Annotated in this window: 18 protein-coding genes; 7 read left to right on the top strand and 11 right to left on the bottom strand. The window is 67.5% G+C overall.

Annotated elements, in window-relative coordinates; genetic code table 11:
- Positions 1–2 precede the first annotated feature (2 nt).
- On the bottom strand, positions 3–701 hold the full coding sequence (locus AC6CIE_RS08135; protein ID WP_175186128.1) for a glutathione S-transferase N-terminal domain-containing protein: 699 nt from the start codon (positions 699–701) through the stop codon (positions 3–5).
- Positions 702–869: 168 nt separating this feature from the next.
- Positions 870–1,775, bottom strand: coding sequence for a DMT family transporter (locus AC6CIE_RS08130; RefSeq protein WP_175186129.1), 906 nt, complete (start codon positions 1,773–1,775; stop codon positions 870–872).
- 122 nt (positions 1,776–1,897) lie between these two features.
- Between AC6CIE_RS08130 and AC6CIE_RS08125 the strand changes: the two genes are divergently transcribed.
- Positions 1,898–2,365 carry an Lrp/AsnC family transcriptional regulator gene (locus AC6CIE_RS08125; protein WP_498091945.1) on the top strand — a complete coding sequence of 156 codons (468 nt, stop codon included), beginning with the start codon at positions 1,898–1,900 and terminating at the stop codon, positions 2,363–2,365.
- Here the strand turns inward: AC6CIE_RS08125 and AC6CIE_RS08120 are convergent.
- Entirely contained in the window at positions 2,362–2,853 is a 492-nt protein-coding gene (locus tag AC6CIE_RS08120) for a glutathione peroxidase (protein WP_498091944.1), read from the bottom strand. The genes AC6CIE_RS08125 and AC6CIE_RS08120 overlap by 4 nt on opposite strands.
- Positions 2,854–3,011: 158 nt before the next feature.
- Here AC6CIE_RS08120 and AC6CIE_RS08115 point away from each other — a divergent pair, with 158 nt between their 5' ends.
- Entirely contained in the window at positions 3,012–3,344 is a 333-nt protein-coding gene (locus AC6CIE_RS08115) for a tetratricopeptide repeat protein (RefSeq protein ID WP_498091942.1), read from the top strand.
- On the opposite strand, the gene AC6CIE_RS08110 is transcribed toward AC6CIE_RS08115, so the two are convergent.
- On the bottom strand, positions 3,334–4,356 hold the full coding sequence (locus AC6CIE_RS08110) for a PAS domain-containing protein (RefSeq protein WP_498091941.1): 1,023 nt from the start codon (positions 4,354–4,356) through the stop codon (positions 3,334–3,336). The two genes, AC6CIE_RS08115 and AC6CIE_RS08110, sit on opposite strands and share 11 nt — an antisense overlap.
- A 94-nt stretch (positions 4,357–4,450) precedes the next feature.
- Positions 4,451–5,869 (bottom strand): deoxyribodipyrimidine photo-lyase, encoded by a 1,419-nt coding sequence (gene phrB, locus AC6CIE_RS08105; protein ID WP_498091939.1) that lies wholly within the window; start codon positions 5,867–5,869, stop codon positions 4,451–4,453.
- A 307-nt stretch (positions 5,870–6,176) separates the two neighbouring features.
- On the opposite strand from phrB, the gene AC6CIE_RS08100 reads away from it, so the two are divergent.
- On the top strand, positions 6,177–7,625 hold the full coding sequence (locus AC6CIE_RS08100; RefSeq protein ID WP_343738181.1) for a CoA transferase: 1,449 nt from the start codon (positions 6,177–6,179) through the stop codon (positions 7,623–7,625).
- Positions 7,626–7,667: 42 nt separating this feature from the next.
- Here AC6CIE_RS08100 and AC6CIE_RS08095 read toward each other — a convergent pair whose 3' ends face one another.
- From AC6CIE_RS08095 to AC6CIE_RS08080, 4 genes are all read right to left on the bottom strand, one after another.
- Positions 7,668–8,204, bottom strand: coding sequence for a peroxiredoxin (locus AC6CIE_RS08095; protein WP_175121884.1), 537 nt, complete (start codon positions 8,202–8,204; stop codon positions 7,668–7,670).
- Between the two features lie 76 nt (positions 8,205–8,280).
- Complete coding sequence (locus AC6CIE_RS08090) at positions 8,281–9,840, bottom strand: adenylate cyclase (RefSeq protein WP_498091937.1); 1,560 nt, start codon at positions 9,838–9,840, stop codon at positions 8,281–8,283.
- Between the two features lie 31 nt (positions 9,841–9,871).
- Positions 9,872–10,039, bottom strand: coding sequence for a hypothetical protein (locus AC6CIE_RS08085; protein ID WP_175139197.1), 168 nt, complete (start codon positions 10,037–10,039; stop codon positions 9,872–9,874).
- 268 nt (positions 10,040–10,307) lie between these two features.
- Positions 10,308–10,715, bottom strand: a complete 408-nt coding sequence (locus AC6CIE_RS08080; RefSeq protein WP_175121881.1) for a DoxX family protein — start codon at positions 10,713–10,715, stop codon at positions 10,308–10,310.
- 349 nt (positions 10,716–11,064) lie between these two features.
- Here AC6CIE_RS08080 and AC6CIE_RS08075 point away from each other — a divergent pair, with 349 nt between their 5' ends.
- The 3 genes from AC6CIE_RS08075 to AC6CIE_RS08065 are packed head-to-tail and all read left to right on the top strand — an operon-like array spanning position 11,065 to position 17,413.
- Entirely contained in the window at positions 11,065–12,456 is a 1,392-nt protein-coding gene (locus tag AC6CIE_RS08075) for an SWIM zinc finger family protein (RefSeq protein WP_175139199.1), read from the top strand.
- Positions 12,453–15,035 carry a DUF6493 family protein gene (locus tag AC6CIE_RS08070; protein ID WP_498091935.1) on the top strand — a complete coding sequence of 861 codons (2,583 nt, stop codon included), beginning with the start codon at positions 12,453–12,455 and terminating at the stop codon, positions 15,033–15,035. Before AC6CIE_RS08075 ends, AC6CIE_RS08070 begins: the two co-directional genes overlap by 4 nt.
- An 8-nt stretch (positions 15,036–15,043) precedes the next feature.
- Complete coding sequence (locus tag AC6CIE_RS08065) at positions 15,044–17,413, top strand: DUF6493 family protein (protein ID WP_498091933.1); 2,370 nt, start codon at positions 15,044–15,046, stop codon at positions 17,411–17,413.
- Positions 17,414–17,488: 75 nt separating this feature from the next.
- Here AC6CIE_RS08065 and dbpA read toward each other — a convergent pair whose 3' ends face one another.
- Positions 17,489–18,877: an ATP-dependent RNA helicase DbpA gene (gene dbpA, locus AC6CIE_RS08060; protein WP_498091931.1), complete on the bottom strand. Its 1,389-nt coding sequence runs from the start codon at positions 18,875–18,877 to the stop codon at positions 17,489–17,491.
- 146 nt (positions 18,878–19,023) lie between these two features.
- Here dbpA and AC6CIE_RS08055 point away from each other — a divergent pair, with 146 nt between their 5' ends.
- Positions 19,024–19,542, top strand: coding sequence for a hypothetical protein (locus AC6CIE_RS08055; RefSeq protein WP_498091929.1), 519 nt, complete (start codon positions 19,024–19,026; stop codon positions 19,540–19,542).
- 9 nt (positions 19,543–19,551) lie between these two features.
- Here AC6CIE_RS08055 and AC6CIE_RS08050 read toward each other — a convergent pair whose 3' ends face one another.
- Positions 19,552–20,310, bottom strand: a complete 759-nt coding sequence (locus tag AC6CIE_RS08050; RefSeq protein ID WP_175139204.1) for an IclR family transcriptional regulator — start codon at positions 20,308–20,310, stop codon at positions 19,552–19,554.
- Between the last annotated feature and the right edge of the window lie 23 nt (positions 20,311–20,333).

Genomic DNA, 20,333 nt, shown 5'->3' with positions numbered 1-20,333 from the left:
CGTTAGCGGACGTGTTGGGCGGTCTGGCCGAACAGGATGCGGCGCGCTTCGTCGTCGCTGAGCGGGGGCGTGGTGTTGACCGTGTCGGCCAGCGCGTACGCGCGTTGCGTCGCGGGGCGCGCGCGGATCGTGTCGAACCAGCGCTTGAGGTGCGGAAAGTCGTTCAGGTCCTGGCCCTGCTTGGCGTGCGGCACGATCCACGGGTAGGCCGCCATGTCGGCGATGGAATAGTCGCCGGCGACGAATTCGCGGTCGGCCAACCGTTTGTTCAGCACGCCGTACAGGCGATTGGTTTCGTTGACGTAGCGATCGATGGCGTAGGCGATGCGTTCCTGCGCATAGCCCGAGAAGTGGTGGTTCTGGCCGGCCATGGGACCCAGGCCGCCCATCTGCCAGAAGAGCCATTGCGACACTTCGGCGCGGCCGCGCACGTCGGCGGGCAGGAACTTGCCAGTCTTTTCGGCCAGGTACTGCAGGATGGCGCCTGATTCGAACAACGGAATCGGCGCGCCGCCATCGGCAGGGGCCTGGTCGACGATGGCGGGGATGCGGTTGTTGGGCGCGATGGCCAGGAATTCGGGTTTGAACTGGTCGCCGCGGCCGATGTTGACCGGGTGGATCTTGTACGGCAGCCCGGTCTCTTCGAGGAACATCGTGATCTTGTGACCGTTGGGGGTAGTCCAGTAATAGAGATCGATCATGGGAGTGTCCTGTTCATCATGGCGCCGCGGGCAGCCGCCCGCGGATGGGAAGGGCCATGATAGCGGCGCGAACCGGACGCACGCCTGAATAACCGGGGACCGGGTGCGGGTTTGCCTGCAGGCTGCCTCCACAGTTCCTGCGGGCAAGACCCCGGCCATGCCGCCTGTTCAGACTGCACCGGCCCGCGGGCTGCGCGGCAGGCGCCAGTTCCAGTTCAGGCTGACGGCGGCAGCGGCCAGGAAGATCAGCGCCACGCCCGCCACCTGCGTCGCATCCATGCGATGGCCGTAGACCACGAAGTCCAGCAGGATGGCGACCGCGGGATAGATGAAGCTGAGCGCGGCGGTGGAGGTGGTGGGCAGCTTCTGGATGGCCGAGTACATCAGGATGTACATCAGGCAGGTATGGATGAGGCCCAGCGCCACCAGATAGCCCCATTGCACGGGCTGCGCGGGCAGGGCGTTAAAGTCCGCCATGGGCAGCAGCATGACCGCGCCCAGCGTCACCTGCACCAGCGCCAGCACTTGCGGCGGGATGCCCTTCAGGCGCTTCACGATGATGGCCGTGATGCCATAGAGCGCGGCCGCGCCCAGTCCCAGCATCAGCCCCGAGAGATACGCGCCGCCGCCCGCCGCGCCGGTGTCGCCCAGACGCAGCACCAGCAGCAGGCCCGCAAAGGCCACGAGCGACCAGGCGACCTTGCCGCGCGAAGGACGTTCGCCGAGGAACAGCACGCCCAGACCGATCAGGAAAAACGGCTGCACGTTGTAGACGGCGGTGGCCAGCGAAATGGACGCCAGGCGGTAGGCCGAGAACAGCAGCACCCAGTTCAGCACCAGCGCCGCGCCGGCGATCAGCGCCAGGGCCAGTGTTTTCGCGGTGAAAAGACCGGGCTTGAGCAGGCCGCGCGCCCAGCAGTACAGAAAGAGCGAGAGCGCCCCGAACACACAGCGAAAGAAGACGACGTTCCAGGCACTTTGCCCGGACTCCAGTACGAAAACGCCCAGGGTGCCCGACAGGGTCATGGCGGCTGCCATCTGCAGGAGGCCGGTGCGTTCGGTTGAGGGGATCATGATGGTTCTCCAAGGGCCGTCTGGCCAGGAATTTGATGGAGAAATTATCCCAGGCAGTTCAATCTGCTTATATGATCTTGCGGTGGCACTTTCGCGATTCAACCTTGCTTTGGGTGGAATTTATGCAGAACTACCTAAAAAATGAAAGTCCGGTCCTGGACGGAATCGACCGCCGTCTGGTGGAGATGCTGTCGGCCAATGCGCGCACCACCACGGCCGATCTGGCGCGGCAGGTCGGCATGTCCGCGCCTAGCGTCGCGGACCGCATGCGGCGGCTTGAAGAGTCGGGGGTGATTCGCGCGTACACGCTGGATGTGGATCCGGTGGCGCTGGGTTATACGCTGGAGGCCATTGTGCGCATCCGGCCGCTGCCCGGGCAGTTGCGCCACGTGGAAGGCCTGATCCAGCAGATTCCGGAATTCGTGGAGTGCGACAAGGTGACGGGCGATGACTGCTTCATCGCCCGCATGGTGCTCAGGTCGATCACGCATCTGGACGGCATATTGGAGCGCGTGACCGAATTTGCCGAGACCAACACCGCCATCGTCAAGGCGCACACGGTGCGCAGGCGGCTGCCGCCGCTGCGTTAGACGGGGGCGGACAGGGCCTTCTCGATGTCCTCGCGCAGGCTGGCCGGCGTGTCGGTGGGCGCATACCGCTTGATGACGCGGCCGTCGCGCCCGACCAGGAACTTGGTGAAGTTCCACTTGATGCCTTCAGTGCCGAAGACGCCGGGCTTCTCGCCCTTGAGCCACTGGTACAGCGGGTGGGCGTTTGCGCCGTTGACGTCAATCTTGGCGAACAGCGGGAAAGTGATGTCGTACTGGGTGCTGCAAAAACTCTGGATCTCGGCCTCGTCGCCGGGCTCTTGGTGGCCGAACTGGTCGCACGGAAAACCCAGCACGGTCAGTCCGTCGTCGTGGAACGACCGGTAAAGATCCTCGAGGCCCGCATATTGCGGTGTGAATCCGCATTTGGACGCGACGTTCACCACCAGCAGCACGCGGCCGCGGTACGCTTCTAGAGACTGTTCCGTGCCGTCGATGGCGCGGGCGGAGAAATCATGGATCGTGCTCATGCGGGCTCCTGAAATCGGGCGTCCGTGCGCGGCGGCGCGGGCGCGGGGCAGACCTGCGAGTGTAGCGCCGGACAGGGGCGTGGGGGCTTTGGCGCCGCGAGGCCATGCCGGTTCTATGATGCGGTGTTGCTGAAGATCAGAGATGAGAGGAGCCCCGCATGGAAGGAATGATCGAGCGGCTTGAGGCGATGCTGGCCAAGGGCACGGACAACCTGCTGCTGCGGTATTCGCTGGGCAAGGCTTATGCGGAGCAGGAAAGCTATGCCGAAGCCTCCACGCATCTGCGCGCGGCGCTGGCGTTTGATCCCACGTATTCCGTCGCCTGGAAATGGCTTGGCAAGGCCTGCCTCGGGCTGGGCGACAAGCCCGGCGCGCGTGCCGCCTGGGAGTCCGGATTGCAAGCGGCTCAGGCGCGGGGCGACCAGCAGGTCGTCAAGGAGTTGCAGGTGTTCATCAAGCGCCTGGATAAGGAAGCGGCCGCTAGCGCCTGAACGCGCCGGTGGCGGACACGCGGAACACTTCGATGGCGTCACGCAACCGGGCGCCATCGGTGCGCAGGTTTTCCACGGCCTGTGAGGCCAGCTCGGCACGCGCGGTGTTGTCCTGCGCGGCGCTATCGGTTTCGGTGATCGTGCGGCTTACGGCGTCGATGCCGGCGTGCACGTCGCGGGTGATGCTGACGAGGCTCTTGCGCATGACTTCCAGGGAGAACTTCAGCTCGCCGATTTCGTCCCGGGGCAGGGCGTCGGGAAGCGGCGCGCTCAGGTTGCCCGCCGCGATCTGGCGCGTGAAGTCGGTTGCCGACCCCAGCTGCCCGGCGATGGACCGGGCAAAGCCCCAGCCCGCCGCAAAGATCAGGGCGACCCCGCCCGCGGTCAACGCCGCGGCAAAGGCCAATGCCTCGGGGGGCAGGCGCGTGTGCAGACCGTAGATCGCCGCGCCGGCCGCGGCCAGGAAAAGGAAGGACGACAGCACCGCCCATGCCAGCATGCGGGCGCGCACGCCGGTCAGCCGCCCGCGCGTCAGCCGTGCCAGGACGCCGCGCAGCCCGGTGGGCTGGACCTGGCCGCCGTGCAGGCGGATGCCTGGCGCGGTGGCGGTCCGCAGCCTGTCGTAGGCGGCTTGCGCGGCCTCGATCTGCGCGCGTGTCGGCTTGACGCGAACCGAGGCGTAGCAGACCGTCACGCCGCGCTCGATGATGGGCGTGACATTGGCCAGCACCCAATAAAAGCCGCCGTCCTTGCGGCGATTCTTGACCATGCCCGTCCACGGTTCGCCGCGCTGAATGGTGCGCCACAGGTCGTCGAAGGCGGCGGGCGGCATGTCCGGGTGGCGGACGATGTTGTGGGGCGCGCCGACCAGTTCCTCGCGCGAGAAGCCGCTGACCTCGATAAAGGCCGGATTCGCATAGATGATCCGGCCGCGGGAATCGGTGCGGGAGATCAGGTATTGCTCGTCGCGTAGTACATATTCCCGGTCATTGACCGGCTGATTGTTGCGCATGCGTTGCTCGTCCTGTGATGGGCGAGGGCATGATCGGGGACTGCCGCGGCGGCGGCAATGACGTACGTCAACGCCGCTCAGGGTTCAACGCCCCTCAGGCGGCGGGCAGGTTGCCGAAGGCTTCCAGCGCGCGCAACCGGCTTTGCGCCAGGTCGACGATCGGCTCGGGATAGCCTGCGGCGGCGCGCTCCATCGGGTTGGGATCGTGGATCGCCTTGTCGTCCAGGTGCGCCAGCTCGGGCAGCCATTCGCGCAGGAACACGCCGCGCGGATCGAACCTGCGCGATTGCGACAACGGATTGAAGACGCGGAAATAGGGCACGGCGTCGGCGCCCGTCGAGGCGCTCCATTGCCAGCCGCCGTTGTTGGCGGCCAGGTCGCCGTCCACGAGCTGGCTCATGAACCACGCTTCGCCCAGACGCCAGTCGATCAGTAGATTCTTGGACAGGAACATGGCCGTCACCATGCGCAGCCGGTTGTGCATCCAGCCCAGCGCCAGCATCTGGCGCATGGCGGCGTCCACAATCGGGATGCCGGTCTTGCCCTGCTGCCAGGCCGCCAGGTCGTCGGGCGCGTCGCGCCACGGCACGGCGGCGGTTTCCGGCTTCATGGGCCGGTGCATGGACAGGGCGGGAAAGGCGGCCAGCAGGTGCTGGTAGAACTCGCGCCATAGCAGTTCGTTGATCCAGGTGGCGGCGCCGGCCTTGCCGCTGTCGATCTCACCCTGGTTGGCCGCCAGCGCGGCGCGTAGCGCCTGCCCCGGCGACAGGACGCCCGCGGCCAGGTAGGGCGACAGGCAACTGGTTGCGGGCAGCGACGGAAAGTCGCGCTCGTCCTTGTACGCAAAGATGGCGTCGTCGGCAAATGCGGCCAGACGGTCGCTGGCCGCGGTTTCCCCCGCCGGCCACAGCGCCCGCACGGCGTCATTGGGCGCGTCGAACCCCTTGAACGATTCCGGCAGCGGATCGGCCTGCCAGCGCGGCGGCGTCTGAGCGCGCGGCGCGGGGATGGGACGCAGCGGCGCGCTGCGCAGTCGCTCGCGGCAGGTGCGGGCGTAGGGCGTGTAGACGCGGTAGCACTCGCCCTTGCCGTTGAGCACGGTGCCGGGACGCAGCAGCGTTGCGCCATGGTGCAGGGTCCAGTCGACGCCGATGTCCGCCAGGGCGCTTGCGACCGCGTCGTCGCGGCGCCGCTCGTTGATGCCCCATTCGGCGTTGGCATGGACCTGTTCGATCGCGTGCTCCTGGCAGAACCCGGCCAAGGCGCGCGGCGCGTGGCGCCAGTCGTCCACGGTCACCAGCTTCAGGGGAATGCCGGCTTGCGCCAGGTCCCGGGACAGCTCACGCAGATTGCGCAGCCAGAAATCCACCTTGGCCGGGGAATCGCCATGCTGCCGCCATTGACCCGGGGCGGCTAGGAATAGGGCGGTGACCGTGCCGGCCTCGGCCGCCGCGGCCAGCGCGGCGTTGTCGTGCATGCGCAGGTCGGTGCGCAGCCAGAGCAGCGTATTCATCGGAAGGGCTCCAGGAGACGGGCCGGGCGGGCGGGCCGGCGAGGCTGCGATTCTATCCTGTGCCTGCCCCTGCCCCCGGCGGGCGGCGCTTGGAAGCCGATGTAAAAACTACGAGGAGATGTGACGGGTGTTGCGGTGCAACCCGCTGCGCCGGGCCCGCGCGAGGGGCAGCGGCGGGCAGGCCTGCGGGAGGCCGGCGGGCCGGATTCTGCCGTCAAACCCCGAAACACGCTGGCGCGCGGGGCGTATTGACGCAGGGTGGGGCGCGCCATGTAATGCAAATAAACGACTAAAGCAGGCAAACGCTATGGGAAATCTGATGGACTTTCGCCCGTCCTTTCTGAAGGGACGAACACCCGCCGGCAAGACGACCCGGGATGTCTTGCAGAAGCTCTGGCAATCGGTCGATTTGCCGGGCGAGTCGCTGGAGCACGTGGTGCTGACGGGCGCGGACCCTGTCGTCCCCTCCTCGTTCGCGGTGGGTACCGCCGCGCAGGCCAGCATGGCGGCCGCGGCGCTGGCCGCTGCCGAGGTCTGGCATTTGCGCGGCGGCGCGCGGCAGCAGGTCAGCGTCGACATGCTGCACGCGGCGCAGGAGTGCCGCAGCCACTTCACGATCAACGGGGTCACGCCCAACATCTGGGATCCGATTACGGGTGTCTATCGCTGCGGCGACGGCGGCTGGGTGCGCATCCACGCCAATTTCGCGCACCACCGCGACGGGGCGCTGGCGTTGCTGGGCTGCCCGACCGGCGACGGCGCGACGCGCGAGGCCGTGGAGCGCGCGCTGAGCCGCTGGAAGGCGCTGGATTTTGAACAGGTTGCTGCCGATGCCGGCATGGTCGTGTCAGCCATGCGCTCTTTCGAGGAATGGGACCGCCACCCGCAAGGGCAGGCCGTCGCGGCGCAGCCGCTGCTGACCATCGAACGCATCGGCGAGGCCGACCCGCGCCCGCTGCCCAAGTACGCGCAGAACGCGCGTCCGTTGCAGGACATCCGTGTGCTGGACCTGACGCGCATCATCGCCGGTCCGGTTTGCGGCCGGGCGCTGGCGGCTTACGGCGCGGACGTCATGCTGGTCAACAGTCCGCAACTGCCCAACATCGACAACATCATTGACACCAGCCGCGGCAAGCTGTCTGTGCTGGCCGACCTGGACACGGCCGATGGGCGCATCGCGCTGGGCAACCTGCTGCGCAGCGCGCACATCTTTGTGCAGGGCTACCGGCCGGGCGGGATGTCCGCGCTGGGCTTCGGTCCGCAGGATGCGGCGCGCATCCGGCCCGGCATCGTCTATGTGTCGCTTAGTGCGTATGGCACGACGGGCCCGTGGGCGAACCGCCGCGGCTTCGATTCCCTGGTGCAGACGGCCACGGGCTTCAACCACGCGGAAGCGCTGGCGGCCGGCCAGGCCGCGCCCAAAGCGCTGCCCATGCAGATCCTGGATCATGCGTCCGGTTATCTGATGGCGTTCGGCGCGCAGGTGGCGCTGGCGCGTCAGGCGACCGAAGGCGGCAGCTGGCACGTGCGCGTGTCGCTTGCTCAGACGGCGCACTGGCTGCGCGGCCTGGGCCGGGTGGACGGCGGGTTGGACTGTGCGATGCCTGGATTTGACGGACTGATGGAGACGTCGCCGTCCGGCTTTGGTGAACTGGTCGCCGTGCGCCATGCGGCGCGCTTTTCGGAGACGCCGGCGCGATGGATCCGCCCGTCCAGCCCCCCGGGCACGCACCCGACGGTCTGGCCGTTCAATTAAAGCGGACAGGCGGCGCGCGTATCTTGTTTGCGCGCTGCCGTCCTACTGCTTTGCCTTCCAGTCCCGCAGCGCCCGCATCGTGTTCGCCACGTGCGATTCGGGACTCATGTCTGTGAATTCATACAGGATCTTGCCTTCGGGCGAGATCACGTACGACACGCGCTGCGCATACTCGGGCCGCCTGTCGTGCACAGCGTCATACGCCTTCATCACCTTGCCGTCGCTGTCTGCCGCGACGGCAAATTTGTTGCGGCATTCGCTGACGGAAAACTTCTTGAGCGTGTCGATGTTGTCGGTGGAGACGCCGACGACGGTGGCGCCCAGCGCCTTGTATTCGTCGGTGGCTTCGGCAAAGTTGTGGGCTTCGATGGTGCAGCCCTGCGTGAATGCCGCTGGGAAGAAATACAGCACCACCGGGCCTTGCTTGAGCGCTTCGTTCAGCTTGAACGTGTATTCGTTGCCGCCCAGCGAGGCGGGCACGCTGAAGTCCGGCGCGGCTGCGCCCACGGGAAGTGCCGCGTGCGCCGACGTCCCGGCCATCAGGCCGCAGACCAGGATCCAGGGGGCAATGCGCTTCATGGGTGTCTCCTATCGGGACCGCGGAAATGCCGCGGCAAGCTGCCTACTGTAGCGGCGAGGCGAACGAGGGTCCAGTTCAGCCGCCATCAGGCCCGCGCCCATTGCCCTTGAGCTGGTCGCGCACGGAGGGCGGGCGGGATTGCTGGGCATCCCGCTGCTGCTGCTGTTGCCGAGCCTGCTGGGCCTGCTGATCACGCTGTTGTTGCTGTCGGGTCTGAATCAGCTGTTGCTGCTGCTGTTGGCGGGCTTGCTGAGACTGCTGATCGCGTTGCTGTTGCTGTCTGGATTGCTGGAGCAACTGCTGCTGGTCACGTTGCCGCTCCTGCCGCTCCTGCCGCGCCTGTTGCTCGTGCTCCTGCCGGTCGCGCGCCATCTGCCTGGCCCGGTCATCGTGATCGCGCTGCTGGCGCGCCTGTTGTTCCTGTTGCCGCCGATCGCGCAGATCCTGCTGGTTCTGTTGGTCACGCTGCAGTTGCTGGCGCGCCTGCTGGTCCCGCATCTGCTGCTGCCTGAGCTGCTGTTGGGCCTGGGCGTCGTTCTGCAGGCGGTTGCGGTTGTCCTGCTCACGGACCTGTTGCTGCCGCCGCTGGTCGTTCTTGAGTTGATCGCGGACGAGCTGGTCACGGGCCTGCTGGTCACGCGCTTGCTGCTGGCGGTCCTGCGGCAGGCGGTCCTGCGGCAGGCGGTCCTGCGGCGACGGCCCTTGCGGCCGACCGTCGCGGCCCCGATCATCCGTCAGCCCCAAGCTCCGCTGGACTGCGGTGGGGCCGCTGTCGGGACGGCCTTGCGCATTCCTGCCATCCCGACCTGGTCTGCCGTTGTCAGCATGATCCAGGTATGCCTGAGGCGGCCGTCCCTTGTTGTGTTCATAGAACTGCGCACGGTTGCCGCCCGCATCGCGGATGTAGCCGCGTTGCACGTCCGTGGGGCCGGAATGGCGGTCGCGGCGCGCGGCCAGTTCACGCGGGTCGGCGTTGCGACGCACACCTTGAGGTCCGCCGTGATAGCTGACACGGCGGTTGTCCACATTGTTGACGATGATGTCGCGGTGGTAGACGTTGGTCACGCGCGTAACGTTCACGTTCGTGACGGACCGGTTGTAGTAGAAGCGGTCGCGCTTCCAGTAGCCGCCGACATACCCCAGGCCGGTATAGCCGAAGCCATAGTTGATGCCGCCATAAAAGCCCACATGGGGCCCCCAGTAGCCCGGGTTCCAGAGATACACGCCGTTGGAAAAGCCCCAGTATCCTGGCGTCCAGAGCGCACCCTGATACGGCGCCAGCACCCACGCGCCCGGGACCCAGAAAAAGCCGTAGCGGTTGCGGCTCCAGTAGCCGGGTACCCACATATAGCCATCGGCCGGGGCGGGCGGCTGCACATAGACGGGCAGGGGCGGGGGCGGTTCGGGACTGCGGTCGACCAATGCGAGGTTTGCGTTGGCGGGGTCGCCGTCGTCGTACCCGGGCTGATAGGTGGATGGTGCCGGCGCCTGCTGCGTGGAATAGACGTTCGCGCCGGATGGAGCCGGCACCTGCTGCGTGGAATAGACGTTCTGCGCGGCAGCGGCCGCGCTGGCCGCCAGGAGCGCAGCAGTGGCCAGGGGGCGCAAGCGGGCGATCTGGAAGGATGGGTTCATGAGAATGTCCTTTGCGCAGCAGGTCCGCGGGTCAATAGCCGCGATAGTAATAATGCGGGGCGGGATACGCCGGGTAGTAGTAATAATGCGGCGTGTAATAGACCGGCGCGGGCCGGTAGTAGGCCGGCCGGGCCGGCACAACCACGCAGCCGCTCAGGGCACTGGCCATCGCTATCAACAACAACACAAGCTTCTTCATATTTCGGCTCCCGCCGGGCGCAAGGCGCGAGATACGCCTTTCCTGCGCTCATAGGGATTAGGCCACGGCCGCGGGGTCGAGTTCGGGACTGTAATCGTTCCGAAACAGCTTTCGCGTGACCAGTGATTGCGCCTGCGTGACGGTCGATGTCGTTCGTATCAATGTCTGCGGACACGCGTGATTTGCGTCGCAAAAAGAAAGGGACCGCATGATGCGGTCCCCCTGTGCCTTGATCGCCCGCGGCAATGCGCGCGGGCGCGACGTAAGGTCAGTTCCAGCGTCCGCCGTTGCCGGCCAGGCTGAAACGGCCGGCGCCCATGAAGGCGATGGCCAGTCCGGTGAAGAGGAACATGCCTTGCAGTTCAAGCGCCCAGCCGCCGTTGTTGGTCATGCTGGCAATGCTGCCGCTGTGCGCCAGCAGGATGGCGACAACCATGTTGATGGCGATGATCAGACCGCCCAGACGCGTGTAGACGCCGATGATCAGCAGGACAGGGGCAATGATTTCGCCCACGTAGACGCCGTAGGCCAGGAACCCGGGCAAGCCGTGGGAGGACAGCATGCCGCTGATGCCGCCGACGCCGCCGCCGGTCAGTTTGGCCAGGCCATGGAGCAGAATCAGAATACCGAGGGTCAGGCGCAGGATCAGCTTGCCGGTGTCATCGGACTTGATCATGGTGAGTTTCTCTTTTGATGGTTAAGGGGGACAGTGCGCCGAGTTGGAACGCACCGCTTGCCTTTGGTTCCGTGCCCGCCGCACATTCGAAAAATCCAGCATACGGGCGTACAGGCGGCGCCATTATGGCAAAGCCGGTGTAAAACCCACAAGCTTTGCGCGCAGTCGGTGGCCGGGCGCCTGCCCAGGCCAGTTAAGATGTGTCCCCAATGAACAAGCAGCTGAAAGTCTCATGGGCGCTGACCCCCTGCGGCAGGCGTGCGCCCCAGCCAGATCGCCCGTATTCGTCCCTGCCTTTGACGGCAAAGGAGCCGCGCCGCGTCCCGCCGCAGTCCAGGAGCCATACAGCATGACGGAGCTGGCCTACGCCTATCTTGCCCCCTCCGACATCGCCCAGCGGCAGGGCCGGGCCGACCTCAACCTGACCACCAGCGGTGGTCTTGCGCCGTCGGGCGCGGTGGCGCATCCCTTCTTCTTCTCCGGATTCGTCGCGCAGCCCGCCGTGGTGGCGCAAGCGCTGCTGATGCTGGCGCGGGTGGCGCGCACGCGCTTCTACGTGCCGCCAAACACGCTGGCGGCGGTGCTGCGGGCGGCGGATCCGGTCGTGACGTCCACGCCCGAGGGCCTGCGGTTCGAGTCCTTCAGCGTGTGCTGCGGCGTGTATGCGCGCCTGGACGTGGACGCGGCGGCGCTGGACGCCACGCACCTGGCGGCAGGCGTCACCAACGTGGACGTGAATCCGCCGTTGCGCCAGGCGCTGGCGGGGCTGCGCCCGTCGGAGGCCCTGCACCTGAACGTGGGTAGCGATGCGTTACGGGTGACGACGCAGGCGGGTGAGATCGTCGAAGAGAAAGTGCCGCTGCCCGCGCGCTGGCTCAAAGGCTTTGCCGAGACGCAGATGCTGTCGGCGGACATGGCGTGCCGCCACGCGCTGACGGGGCCGGCCTTGCGTCAGTTCGTGCAGGCTTTGCCGCGGTCGTCGGCGACCAAGACCGTGATGTGGGCGACGCAGGCTGCCCGTTCGCTACGGCTGGCCACGCAGGCCACGCCCGGCGCGGTCTGCGTGGCGGGGCCGGAACGGCTGCGCGTCCTGGAACCCTTGCTGCGACATGCCACGGCGCTGCGCGCGTATGGCGCCGATGTGGCGGCAGGGGCGTTGCCGCTAGCCAGCGCCTGGGTGCTGGAGCTGCCGGGTGCGCGGGTCACGCTGGGCCTCAGCCCGGAGAAATCGCGCGGATTCTCGGGCGAGGGGGCGGTGCTGCATCGGGTCGCGGGCGCAGATGCGAATGAGGATGCGGCGTTCGTATCGACGTTGCTGGCTTTCGAGCCGCGCATCGATATTGCGCGGCTGGCCAAGCGGGCTCTGCTGCCGGAATCGCAGATCCTGTCCGCGCTGAGCGTGCTGGCGTCTTCCGGCCAGGTGGGCTTCGATCTGGCAGCCGGCGCGTATTTCCATCGACCGCTGCCGGTGCAGGCGGGCCTGCTCGATACGCTGCATCCGCGGCTTGCCGACGCACGCAAGCTGGTGGCCGGCGGTGGCGTCCAGCGGGAAGGCGAGGGGCAGTACTCCGTGCAGTCGGCGCAGCAGCGCTACCGGGTTGCGCTGGGCGCCGAGCCTGTCCTGGACCGCTGCACCTGCCCTTGGCACGCCAAATATCAAGGCACGCGCGGGCCCTGCAAGCACACGCTGGCGGTACGCCTGTTTCTTGACCCGCTTAATGCATCTGGAGCCGACGCATGACCCTCTGCCTGACCGAACGCCGTGCGGCGATGCGCGAGGCCGCCGGCGGCGACGCGGCGGATTTTGCGTCTTTTGCGCGCGCACTGGATGGCGCGAACGAAGAGGATCGCGCCGCGCTGGCCAAGACCTTGCCGCCATCCCGCCTGTTCAGCGCGGAAGGTCCCACGCCCCGGGCGTGCTTTGTGTTGGCGGCGTTGGGCAAGCCCAAGCTCGTGGCGGACACGCTGGCGCCCGCGGACATGGTGCGCAAGCGCGAATATGCCGGGCGACACGTCGAGATGGCGCCGGCTGTCACCGAAGCCGCGGCGGGCCGGGACGCGCCGTGGCGCGCCGCGTTCGTCGAGCTGCTGGCGGAGCAGCGCTGGTGGGCCGAGGATCTGGCCTGGCCGGTATGCCACGCGCTGGTCCGGTTGGACGGCGATGCGCCGTTATCCATGCCTTATCTGCGCTGTTTCGTGCAACAGCTCAGCGCCATCGGCGGGGACGGACAGCTGGACGTGGATCATGGCAAGTGCATGGCCGCCTATCTGCAGGCCAACCCCGATCAGATCGAGCGCGAGTTCTGGGCCCTGTTCCGGGTTGAGGGCATGGGCGCCGATTACCTGCTCATGGAGCGCACCGGGCCCGCCTGGGACGCCGCCGTCCTCACGCTTTGCCAGGACACCCCCGCGTTCCGCGACCGTCTGCTCGCCGAATCGTTGGAAGCGCTGCTGCGCGATTTTCCAGCGAAGACCATTGCGTGGTATTTGCGCATGCATCGCCTGGCCGATCCGGCCTCGCATGAGATCGCGACCCGCCAGCACACGTACTTTGCGGTGCTGGGCACGGCGCCCAGCACCGCGGTCGGACTGGCGCTGGACATGCTCAAGCGCGCCACCGGACAGTTGGATGTGGACGCGATGATCGAGGCCGGGTCCGCCGTTTTGACCCGTTCGGAAAAGAAGCTCGTCAAGGCCCAGCTCGGGCTGTTTGCGGCGCTAAAGACAGATGCCGGCCAGCAGGATCGCGTCTCGCGGATCGTGGGCGACGCGCTGGACGGCATGCCGTTGGACCTGGCGTCGCTGGCGCGCAAGCTGGTGACGCCATCCCGCGAAACGCAGCCGGCCGAGGCCAGCGGTCAGGCGCACGGTCAAGCGCGCGCCAAGGTTGGCGGCGACTGTGCATCGCAGGCGATCACGATGCCGGCGCCGCGCCGCAAGCCGCTGCCGGATCTCCCCGAGCAAGCGCCCGGCATCTGCGGCGACGAGGAATTACACGCGCTGATCGCGGCGCAGTTCGAGGGCACAGGACACGGCGCCGACTTGCCGCGCATCTTCGATTACCTGGCCGTCCGTCCGCACCAATCGTTGCCTGAAGCATTGCAACACCGCGCCGCCGAGATCATCGAGTCGGTGTGGGAGGAACGCGACGCGTCGCCGCGCCGCCTGCTGGCCGCCGCGCTGCTGGGCCGGGAAAACGTCAGTTTTCGAGGCTATGCCCGGTACGTCGTGGCCATCGCGGGTAAGCCGGATCCCGTCGGCGTGGCTTTGCAAGAACAAACGGTCTCCAGCAGCCGCTACGACGCAGAGACTGGCGACTGGAAGGCCGATGAAACCTGGACTTCCCGCTGGGGCTACCAATACCTGCCGACGCATTCGCCGCTGGCCTTGCTGGCCGGCGTCTTTCACGACCTGCGGTCGAGCCGGGCGCAGGGCACGCCGTTCCGCCCGCCGGCGCCCGTCCCCGCGCAGCGCGTCGGGTGGGAGCGCGTGCTTGCCGAGCCGGGCGATGGCACGTTTTCGCGCGACCTGGCCGTGCTGGGCGATGGCGCCAAGCCGTTCTGGATGGCGACAGACGCCGCGGCCTCCGCGTCGCCGGCCCTCGATGTCGGGGACGTGCCCGCTGAATTCACTTTCCGCGCACAGGAGGCGCGCGAGCAGGATGGCTACGACCAGGTCGTGCAATGGACGGCCTGGCTGCTGCAATCCAACCCCGACACGTTGGCCGCGCATTTCCATCCGATGTTGTGCGCGGCGGTGCAGGTCATCAACGTGCGCGGCCTGGGGCCACTGCTGACGGCGCTGGGCGCGTCCCGGTTGCCGCCCGGCGAGCCCGTGTACTCGGCCTTGGCGCTGGCCGCATCGGCGAAGATGACCGAACAGCGCGCGCAGGCGGCTGAGGCAATCGCGCGGCTGGCCGACGCCGGTTTACTGGACCCCGAGCCGTTCGCCGCGCAGATCGCGGCGCATCTGGCGCAGGGCTTCGCCCTGGCCGGACGGCTCGCGCAGACGTTGGCCGACGCCGCATCCATCAGCGCGATCACCGGCTGCCGCGCGCTCCAGACGCTGGAGGCGCTGCTGCCGCAATTGCTCGATGCCGAAGGCAAGCCGCTGGCCCAGGCCGGCAAGCTCATCGAACTGGCTGCGCGCCTGTCCAACGACTACGGTATGCCGATCGTCTTGCCCGCCACGCTGGCGGCGCGGCGCAAGGGCGCGTCCGTGCTGGCGGTAACCCTGCGCAGTCTGGAAGCCGTCGCGCCGCGCGTGACGCCGTTGGCCACAACCGCCGCTGCCGCCGCGCAGCGATCTCTCGAAGGATAGCCCCTCGCATGACCCCCTACAAAAACCTCTGGGACTTCTACCGCGATACGGCGCGGCTGATCGAGGAGGGCGCAACGTTGCGCACGCTGTACGACGCCATGCTGGGCGTGCAGTCGGAAGACATGCGCGCGGTGCAGGCCTCGCCCAAACGCTTGCGCGAGATGGCGCAGGGCTGGTCCCAGCGCCCGAATTTTTTGCCGATCCGCCTGAACGAGCTATTCAACGGGCTGCAGGTCGACCCTACGGATGACTACGTGCTGGCGATGGTCGGCGGGCTGGGCGGACGGCGGGAACAGGAAGTGCGCCTCTTCATGCTGCGCCACGATCATGCGCTGCGCGATGGGGCGTTCTGGCGCATCTTCGAGGTGGAGGGCGGCGGCGAGATCTCGCTGGCGAACATCGACAAGTTCTCGCGTGAGGAATTGAACTGGCACAACACGGTCGTGCTGCTGGCCAACGAAGGCACGCTGGATCGTCGGCGCGTGCTGCGCAGCTGCCTGGAGGCGCTCAACCGGGATTTCTCCGCCTATCGCGCCGGCTGGTTCTCGCGTCTGTACGTAACGCTGGCCCCCGCGCCCGACGAGGCAGCGGCGGACCAGCCGCTGCTCCGCCAGAGTCTAGGCTCGCCGATCACGGCCACGGTCGCGCTGGCCGTGAAGCAGTTCGAAGCGCTGCACAAGCAGGGTCTGCTCGACGCCGCGCCTTTCGTGGACGCCTGCGGCGGCGCTTTCTCGGGTTCGAAGGCCGCGGCGGTGTCTGTGGTGCGCCTCCTGGAGGCGCTGGGCGCGCAGGCGCGTGCCGAACCCGAATCCGTGGCGCAGGCGCTGGCCTTGGGCCTCGCGCATCCGCATGCCGACGTCCAGCGAGCGGCGGTGAAGGCTCTTGCGAAGCTGGGGCGGACAGACCTGGCGCAGCAGCAGCGCAACGCGCTGGCGCCGGCGGTGGCCGTCCTGCTGCCGGATGGGGCCGCGGAAGGCGCCCATGCGCATCTCCCGTCAAACATGCCGACCGGCTTGCCCTCGCCCGGGCCGCTGCGCCCGTGGACCGACACTGACGCCCTTGAACGCTATGCGGCGCTGCTGGAAGCGCCCGCCGACGTGCTGGAATTCGAGCTGGCGCTGGCGTGGCTGGCAACGTCCGGACAAGTGGCTGCCACCGTCGCGCCCTTGGCCAAGCGCGCACGCCAACTGGCGGAGCGCGACGCCCAGCACTACGCGGCGGCACTGCTGCTGGCGGCGCACGATCCCAAGGCCCCATTCCTGCCGCAAAAGTATTGGCAGAAAACCACCAGCCAAGTCGTCAACGGCGAGTGGGTGTATGAGAACGTGGGCGAACCCCAGCCGCTGCCGAGCGCCGAGCAATCGTCCCTCCTGCCCAGCTTCATTACCCGCCTGCGCGAGGTGGTCGAGATCGTTCAAGGCAGGGCGCCGCGCCGGCCGCTGCTGGCCACGCCCACCGACACGCAGGGCTGGATCGACGCCGATGTCCTGCTGGCCCGATTCGCGGCAGGCAGGGACAGCGGCGCGCCGCTCCCGGTGGATCTCGTGCAGGCCTTGTTGCGCGTACATCCCGAAGACCGCGCGAGGGTGGTCGAGGCGACCGGCGGCGCGGGGCCGCAGGTCACCGATTCGGTGCGGATCGAGTGGCGCAGCCGCGGATCGAGCGCATTGAAGGCCGATGGCTCGCCGCAGTGGGTGTGGTGGAGTCCGGTGGTCCATGCCGAGCCGGCCGAGGCGCCGACGGCCACGCAGCCAGCGCTGATTCCGTCACGCCCGCCGCAGCACCACGAAGGCGTCGACGCCCACGCGCTGGTCTGCGCCGAACTCGGCCTGGCCAATCCGGCATCGACCCTGCCGCTGGCCGTGGCCAGCGTGGAGATCATGAACGCGGCGGCGGGCGATGAGGCCGAGCATCGGGCGCCTGCCGTCTTACGCGTCCTGGCCGTGCATCCGGGCGTCTGGCAGCTGGAAACGGTCCAGTTGCTGGCCCTGGGAATGTCGGCCAAGCAGGCCGAGGTGCGCGCGCAAGCGGTGGAAGTCTTTGCGGCCGTGATCCCGCATCGCGTGGACGCAACGGTCGCGGCGCAAGCCTACGCCGCCTGCGCGCCGGCGATCGTACTCACGCGCTGGGCGGCGTCCTTCACCGACGCGGCGACGCTGGCGCCTGCTGCCGTCATCGCTGTGCTGGGCGGCCTGTTGCCCCACCTGGATCACAAAGCACGCGGTATCGGATCGTTGCTCACGGTGTTGCTGGATGAGTCGCTGCGCCATGCGCATCCGGTTGCGGACGCGGAACTGCGCGGCTGGCTGGCGGGCTTTACCGGCACGTCCGCCGCCGCCAAGGCCGCCAAGGCGTTGTTGGCGCTGAAGACGCCATAGCGCTGTCAGTGCCCGCCGGGCGGAAAGAACGCCAAGGTGTAAACCCGCCTTCAATCCGCTTCGGCAGCAATGCGTTCAGAACTCTTCCAGAAAGCGCATGCGAAAGCGCCGTCCCTTGATGTTGCTGTTGGAAATGCGCGAGAACGCCTGCTTGGCGATCTGCCGGTCCAGGGCCACGTACGAGTTGAACTCGGTGATGTTGATCTTGCCGACCTGCTCGAACGTCAGGCCGCCGTCGCCGGTCAGCGCGCCCAGCAGGTCGCCGGGACGCAGCTTGTCCTTCTTGCCGCCCTGGATGCTCAGCGTGACCATGGGGGCGCGTAGCGGGCGGTCGGCCTTGGGGCGAAGCGATTTGAGGTCGCCCCATTTCAGCGGCGCGCCCTGGTATTGCTCGATCAGGTTGGCCCAGCGCATTTCCTCGGGCGAACACAGGCTGAGCGCCAGTCCCTTTTGATCGCCACGGCCGCTGCGGCCGATGCGGTGCACGTGGACCTCGGTGTCCTTGGTCACGTCCACGTTGATGACCGCGCCCAGGTTCTGGATGTCCAGCCCGCGCGCGGCCACGTCGGTGGCGACCAGCACGGCGCAGCTCTGGTTGGCGAACTGAATCAGGATTTCGTCGCGTTCGCGCTGTTCCAGGTCGCCGTTGAGCGCCTGCGCGCTGATGCCTTCGGCCTGCAGGCGTTCCACCAGATCGTGGCTGCGGATCTTGGTGTTGCAGAAAGCCAGCGTGGACACCGGCCGGAAATGCGCCAGCAGCTTTGCCACCGCGTCCAGGCGTTCGCCTTCGTTGATCTCGTAGAAAATCTGCTCGATGCGGCTGGCGTCGTGCTGCGCCTCGACCTTGACCTCGGCCGGGTTGCGCAGGAACCGCGCGCTGAGCTTGCGGATGTTGTCGGGGTAGGTGGCCGAGAACAGCAGCGTCTGGCGCTTGGCGGGGCAGTGCGAGGCGATGGCGACGATGTCGTCGTAAAAGCCCATGTCCACCATGCGGTCGGCTTCGTCCAGCACCAGCGTATTCAGCCCCGACAGGCCCAGGCTGCCGCGTTCCAGGTGGTCCTGGATGCGGCCGGGCGTGCCCACAACCAGATGCGTGCCGCGGGCCAGCGATTCGGCCTGCGGCCGGGCTGCGGCGCCGCCGCACAGCGTCAGGATCTTGACGTTGGGAATCAGGCGCGCCAGCCGCCGCAGCTCTTGCGCGACCTGGTCGGCCAGTTCGCGGGTGGGGCAAACCACCAGCCCTTGCGGGACCAGGCGGTTCACGTCCAGGTTCTGCAGCACGCCCAGGCCGAACGCGGCGGTCTTGCCGCTGCCGGTCTTGGCCTGCGCGATCACGTCGCGCCGTTCAAGAATCAGCGGCAGGGCCTGCGCCTGGATCGGCGTCATCTGTTCGAAACCCAGGGTTTTCAGGTTTTCGAGCAGGGGCGGCAGGAGGGGGAGGGAGGAAAAGGCGGTGTCGGTCACGGCGGGGCGGATCCCGCAAGGGATCGGAAAAAGGCTGAGTTGCGCGCTAGTGTAAAGCCTGAGTGGGTATGATCTGCCGACGGGCATGGCCGGCTGCGGGGCGGGCCTGACCCGATCACAACAAGCAATCGACGTCAGGGTGGATCATGTTCGACAAATTGAAGGCGCTACGGGAAGGCGCAGCCGTCAAGGCAAAGGCGCTGACCAGCCGCACGGCAGGCGCGCTCGAAAGCTCAAAAGCCCAGTTGGGCGATGCCGCGGCGAGTGCGCGGGCCAAGGGCCTTGAGTTGGCGGGCGCCACGGCGGAAAGGGGCAGGGAACTGGCAGGTGCCACGGCCGAAAAGGGGCGCGAGCTGGCCGGCGCCACGGCAGAGAAAGGCAGCGCGCTCGTCGAACAGCATTGGCAGACGATCGAGCGCGTGACGGTCGACGGGCTGCTCAGCGTCTCGGCCGAAAAGCTCAAGGACGACGCGATGGTCAAGGATGTGCTGGAGCGCGCCTACGAGGCGCTGCCCACCGTCATCAGGCTTGTCCTGCCCCGGGAACGCTACCTGGAAATCGTCATCCAGAAGAAGCAGCCGCTGCTTGCGAAGATTGAAGGGGCACGTAACCGCCGTCAGGAGCGCGCGCAATCGGGCGTCGCAAACAAGGACCGCGACGGCTGATTAACGGCGTTACGCGGACGCCTCATACGTCCCCGCCAGCGCCCGCGCCGCCTCCTGCATCCGCGGCAGCCACGCCCGGGCGCCATCGATCGACAACCTGGCCACCGGCGCGTGCAGCGCCACGGCCGCAATCGCCCGCGACCCGTGCAGAATGGGCACCGCCATGCAGACGATGCCCAGCAGGAATTCCTCCCGGTCGAAGCTGGCGCCTTCCTTTTTGATGACCCGCAGCTCTTCTTCCAGCGATGCCACATCGCACAGCGTGTTAGGCGTGTAGCGCGGCAGTTGCGCGGCGGCCAGCATGCGCTGGCGGGTTTCACGGCGCATGTAGGCCAGGAACAGCTTGCCGCTGGCCGAACAGTGCAGCGGCACGCGCGATCCGGATTGCAGGTTGACGCGCAGCGGCCAGGCGGTTTCCACGCGGTCCAGGTAGATGACCTCGTCGCCGTCGAGCATGGTGCAGTTGCAGGTCTCGCCGATTTCGTCGACCAGGCTGTCCAGGATCCGATGGCGCTCGCCGCGCAAAGGCGAATTGAGCAGCGTGTCGCGGGCCAGCGCACCCAGGCGCGGGCCGCTGACATAGCTTTTACCGGCGGGCTCGCGCAGCAGCATGCCGGCATCGACCAGACGCGACAGGATCCGGAGCACGGAGGGTTTGGGCAGGCCGGTGGCCTCGGTCAGTTCGGCCAGCGACACGGGCTGGGCCGAGCGCGCCACCTGTTCCAGCAAGGTCAGCGCGCGCAGGGCGGCGGAGGATTCGTCTTTCATCTTTCAATAATTGAGATTTCAGC

The organism is Achromobacter sp. GQ309, from assembly GCF_059759315.1.
This window is presented reverse-complemented; position numbering and strand designations above follow the sequence as displayed.

Excerpts from the sequence above, each read along its gene's own strand:
- AC6CIE_RS08135 (WP_175186128.1), bottom strand. The coding sequence starts at position 701 with ATGATCGATCTCTATTACTGGACTACCCCCAACGGTCACAAGATCACG.
- AC6CIE_RS08130 (WP_175186129.1), bottom strand. The coding sequence starts at position 1,775 with ATGATCCCCTCAACCGAACGCACCGGCCTCCTGCAGATGGCAGCCGCC.
- AC6CIE_RS08125 (WP_498091945.1), top strand. The coding sequence starts at position 1,898 with ATGCAGAACTACCTAAAAAATGAAAGTCCGGTCCTGGACGGAATCGAC.
- AC6CIE_RS08120 (WP_498091944.1), bottom strand. The coding sequence starts at position 2,853 with ATGAGCACGATCCATGATTTCTCCGCCCGCGCCATCGACGGCACGGAA.
- AC6CIE_RS08115 (WP_498091942.1), top strand. The coding sequence starts at position 3,012 with ATGGAAGGAATGATCGAGCGGCTTGAGGCGATGCTGGCCAAGGGCACG.
- AC6CIE_RS08110 (WP_498091941.1), bottom strand. The coding sequence starts at position 4,356 with ATGCGCAACAATCAGCCGGTCAATGACCGGGAATATGTACTACGCGAC.
- phrB (WP_498091939.1), bottom strand. The coding sequence starts at position 5,869 with ATGAATACGCTGCTCTGGCTGCGCACCGACCTGCGCATGCACGACAAC.
- AC6CIE_RS08100 (WP_343738181.1), top strand. The coding sequence starts at position 6,177 with ATGGGAAATCTGATGGACTTTCGCCCGTCCTTTCTGAAGGGACGAACA.
- AC6CIE_RS08095 (WP_175121884.1), bottom strand. The coding sequence starts at position 8,204 with ATGAAGCGCATTGCCCCCTGGATCCTGGTCTGCGGCCTGATGGCCGGG.
- AC6CIE_RS08090 (WP_498091937.1), bottom strand. The coding sequence starts at position 9,840 with ATGAACCCATCCTTCCAGATCGCCCGCTTGCGCCCCCTGGCCACTGCT.
- AC6CIE_RS08085 (WP_175139197.1), bottom strand. The coding sequence starts at position 10,039 with ATGAAGAAGCTTGTGTTGTTGTTGATAGCGATGGCCAGTGCCCTGAGC.
- AC6CIE_RS08080 (WP_175121881.1), bottom strand. The coding sequence starts at position 10,715 with ATGATCAAGTCCGATGACACCGGCAAGCTGATCCTGCGCCTGACCCTC.
- AC6CIE_RS08075 (WP_175139199.1), top strand. The coding sequence starts at position 11,065 with ATGACGGAGCTGGCCTACGCCTATCTTGCCCCCTCCGACATCGCCCAG.
- AC6CIE_RS08070 (WP_498091935.1), top strand. The coding sequence starts at position 12,453 with ATGACCCTCTGCCTGACCGAACGCCGTGCGGCGATGCGCGAGGCCGCC.
- AC6CIE_RS08065 (WP_498091933.1), top strand. The coding sequence starts at position 15,044 with ATGACCCCCTACAAAAACCTCTGGGACTTCTACCGCGATACGGCGCGG.
- AC6CIE_RS08055 (WP_498091929.1), top strand. The coding sequence starts at position 19,024 with ATGTTCGACAAATTGAAGGCGCTACGGGAAGGCGCAGCCGTCAAGGCA.
- AC6CIE_RS08050 (WP_175139204.1), bottom strand. The coding sequence starts at position 20,310 with ATGAAAGACGAATCCTCCGCCGCCCTGCGCGCGCTGACCTTGCTGGAA.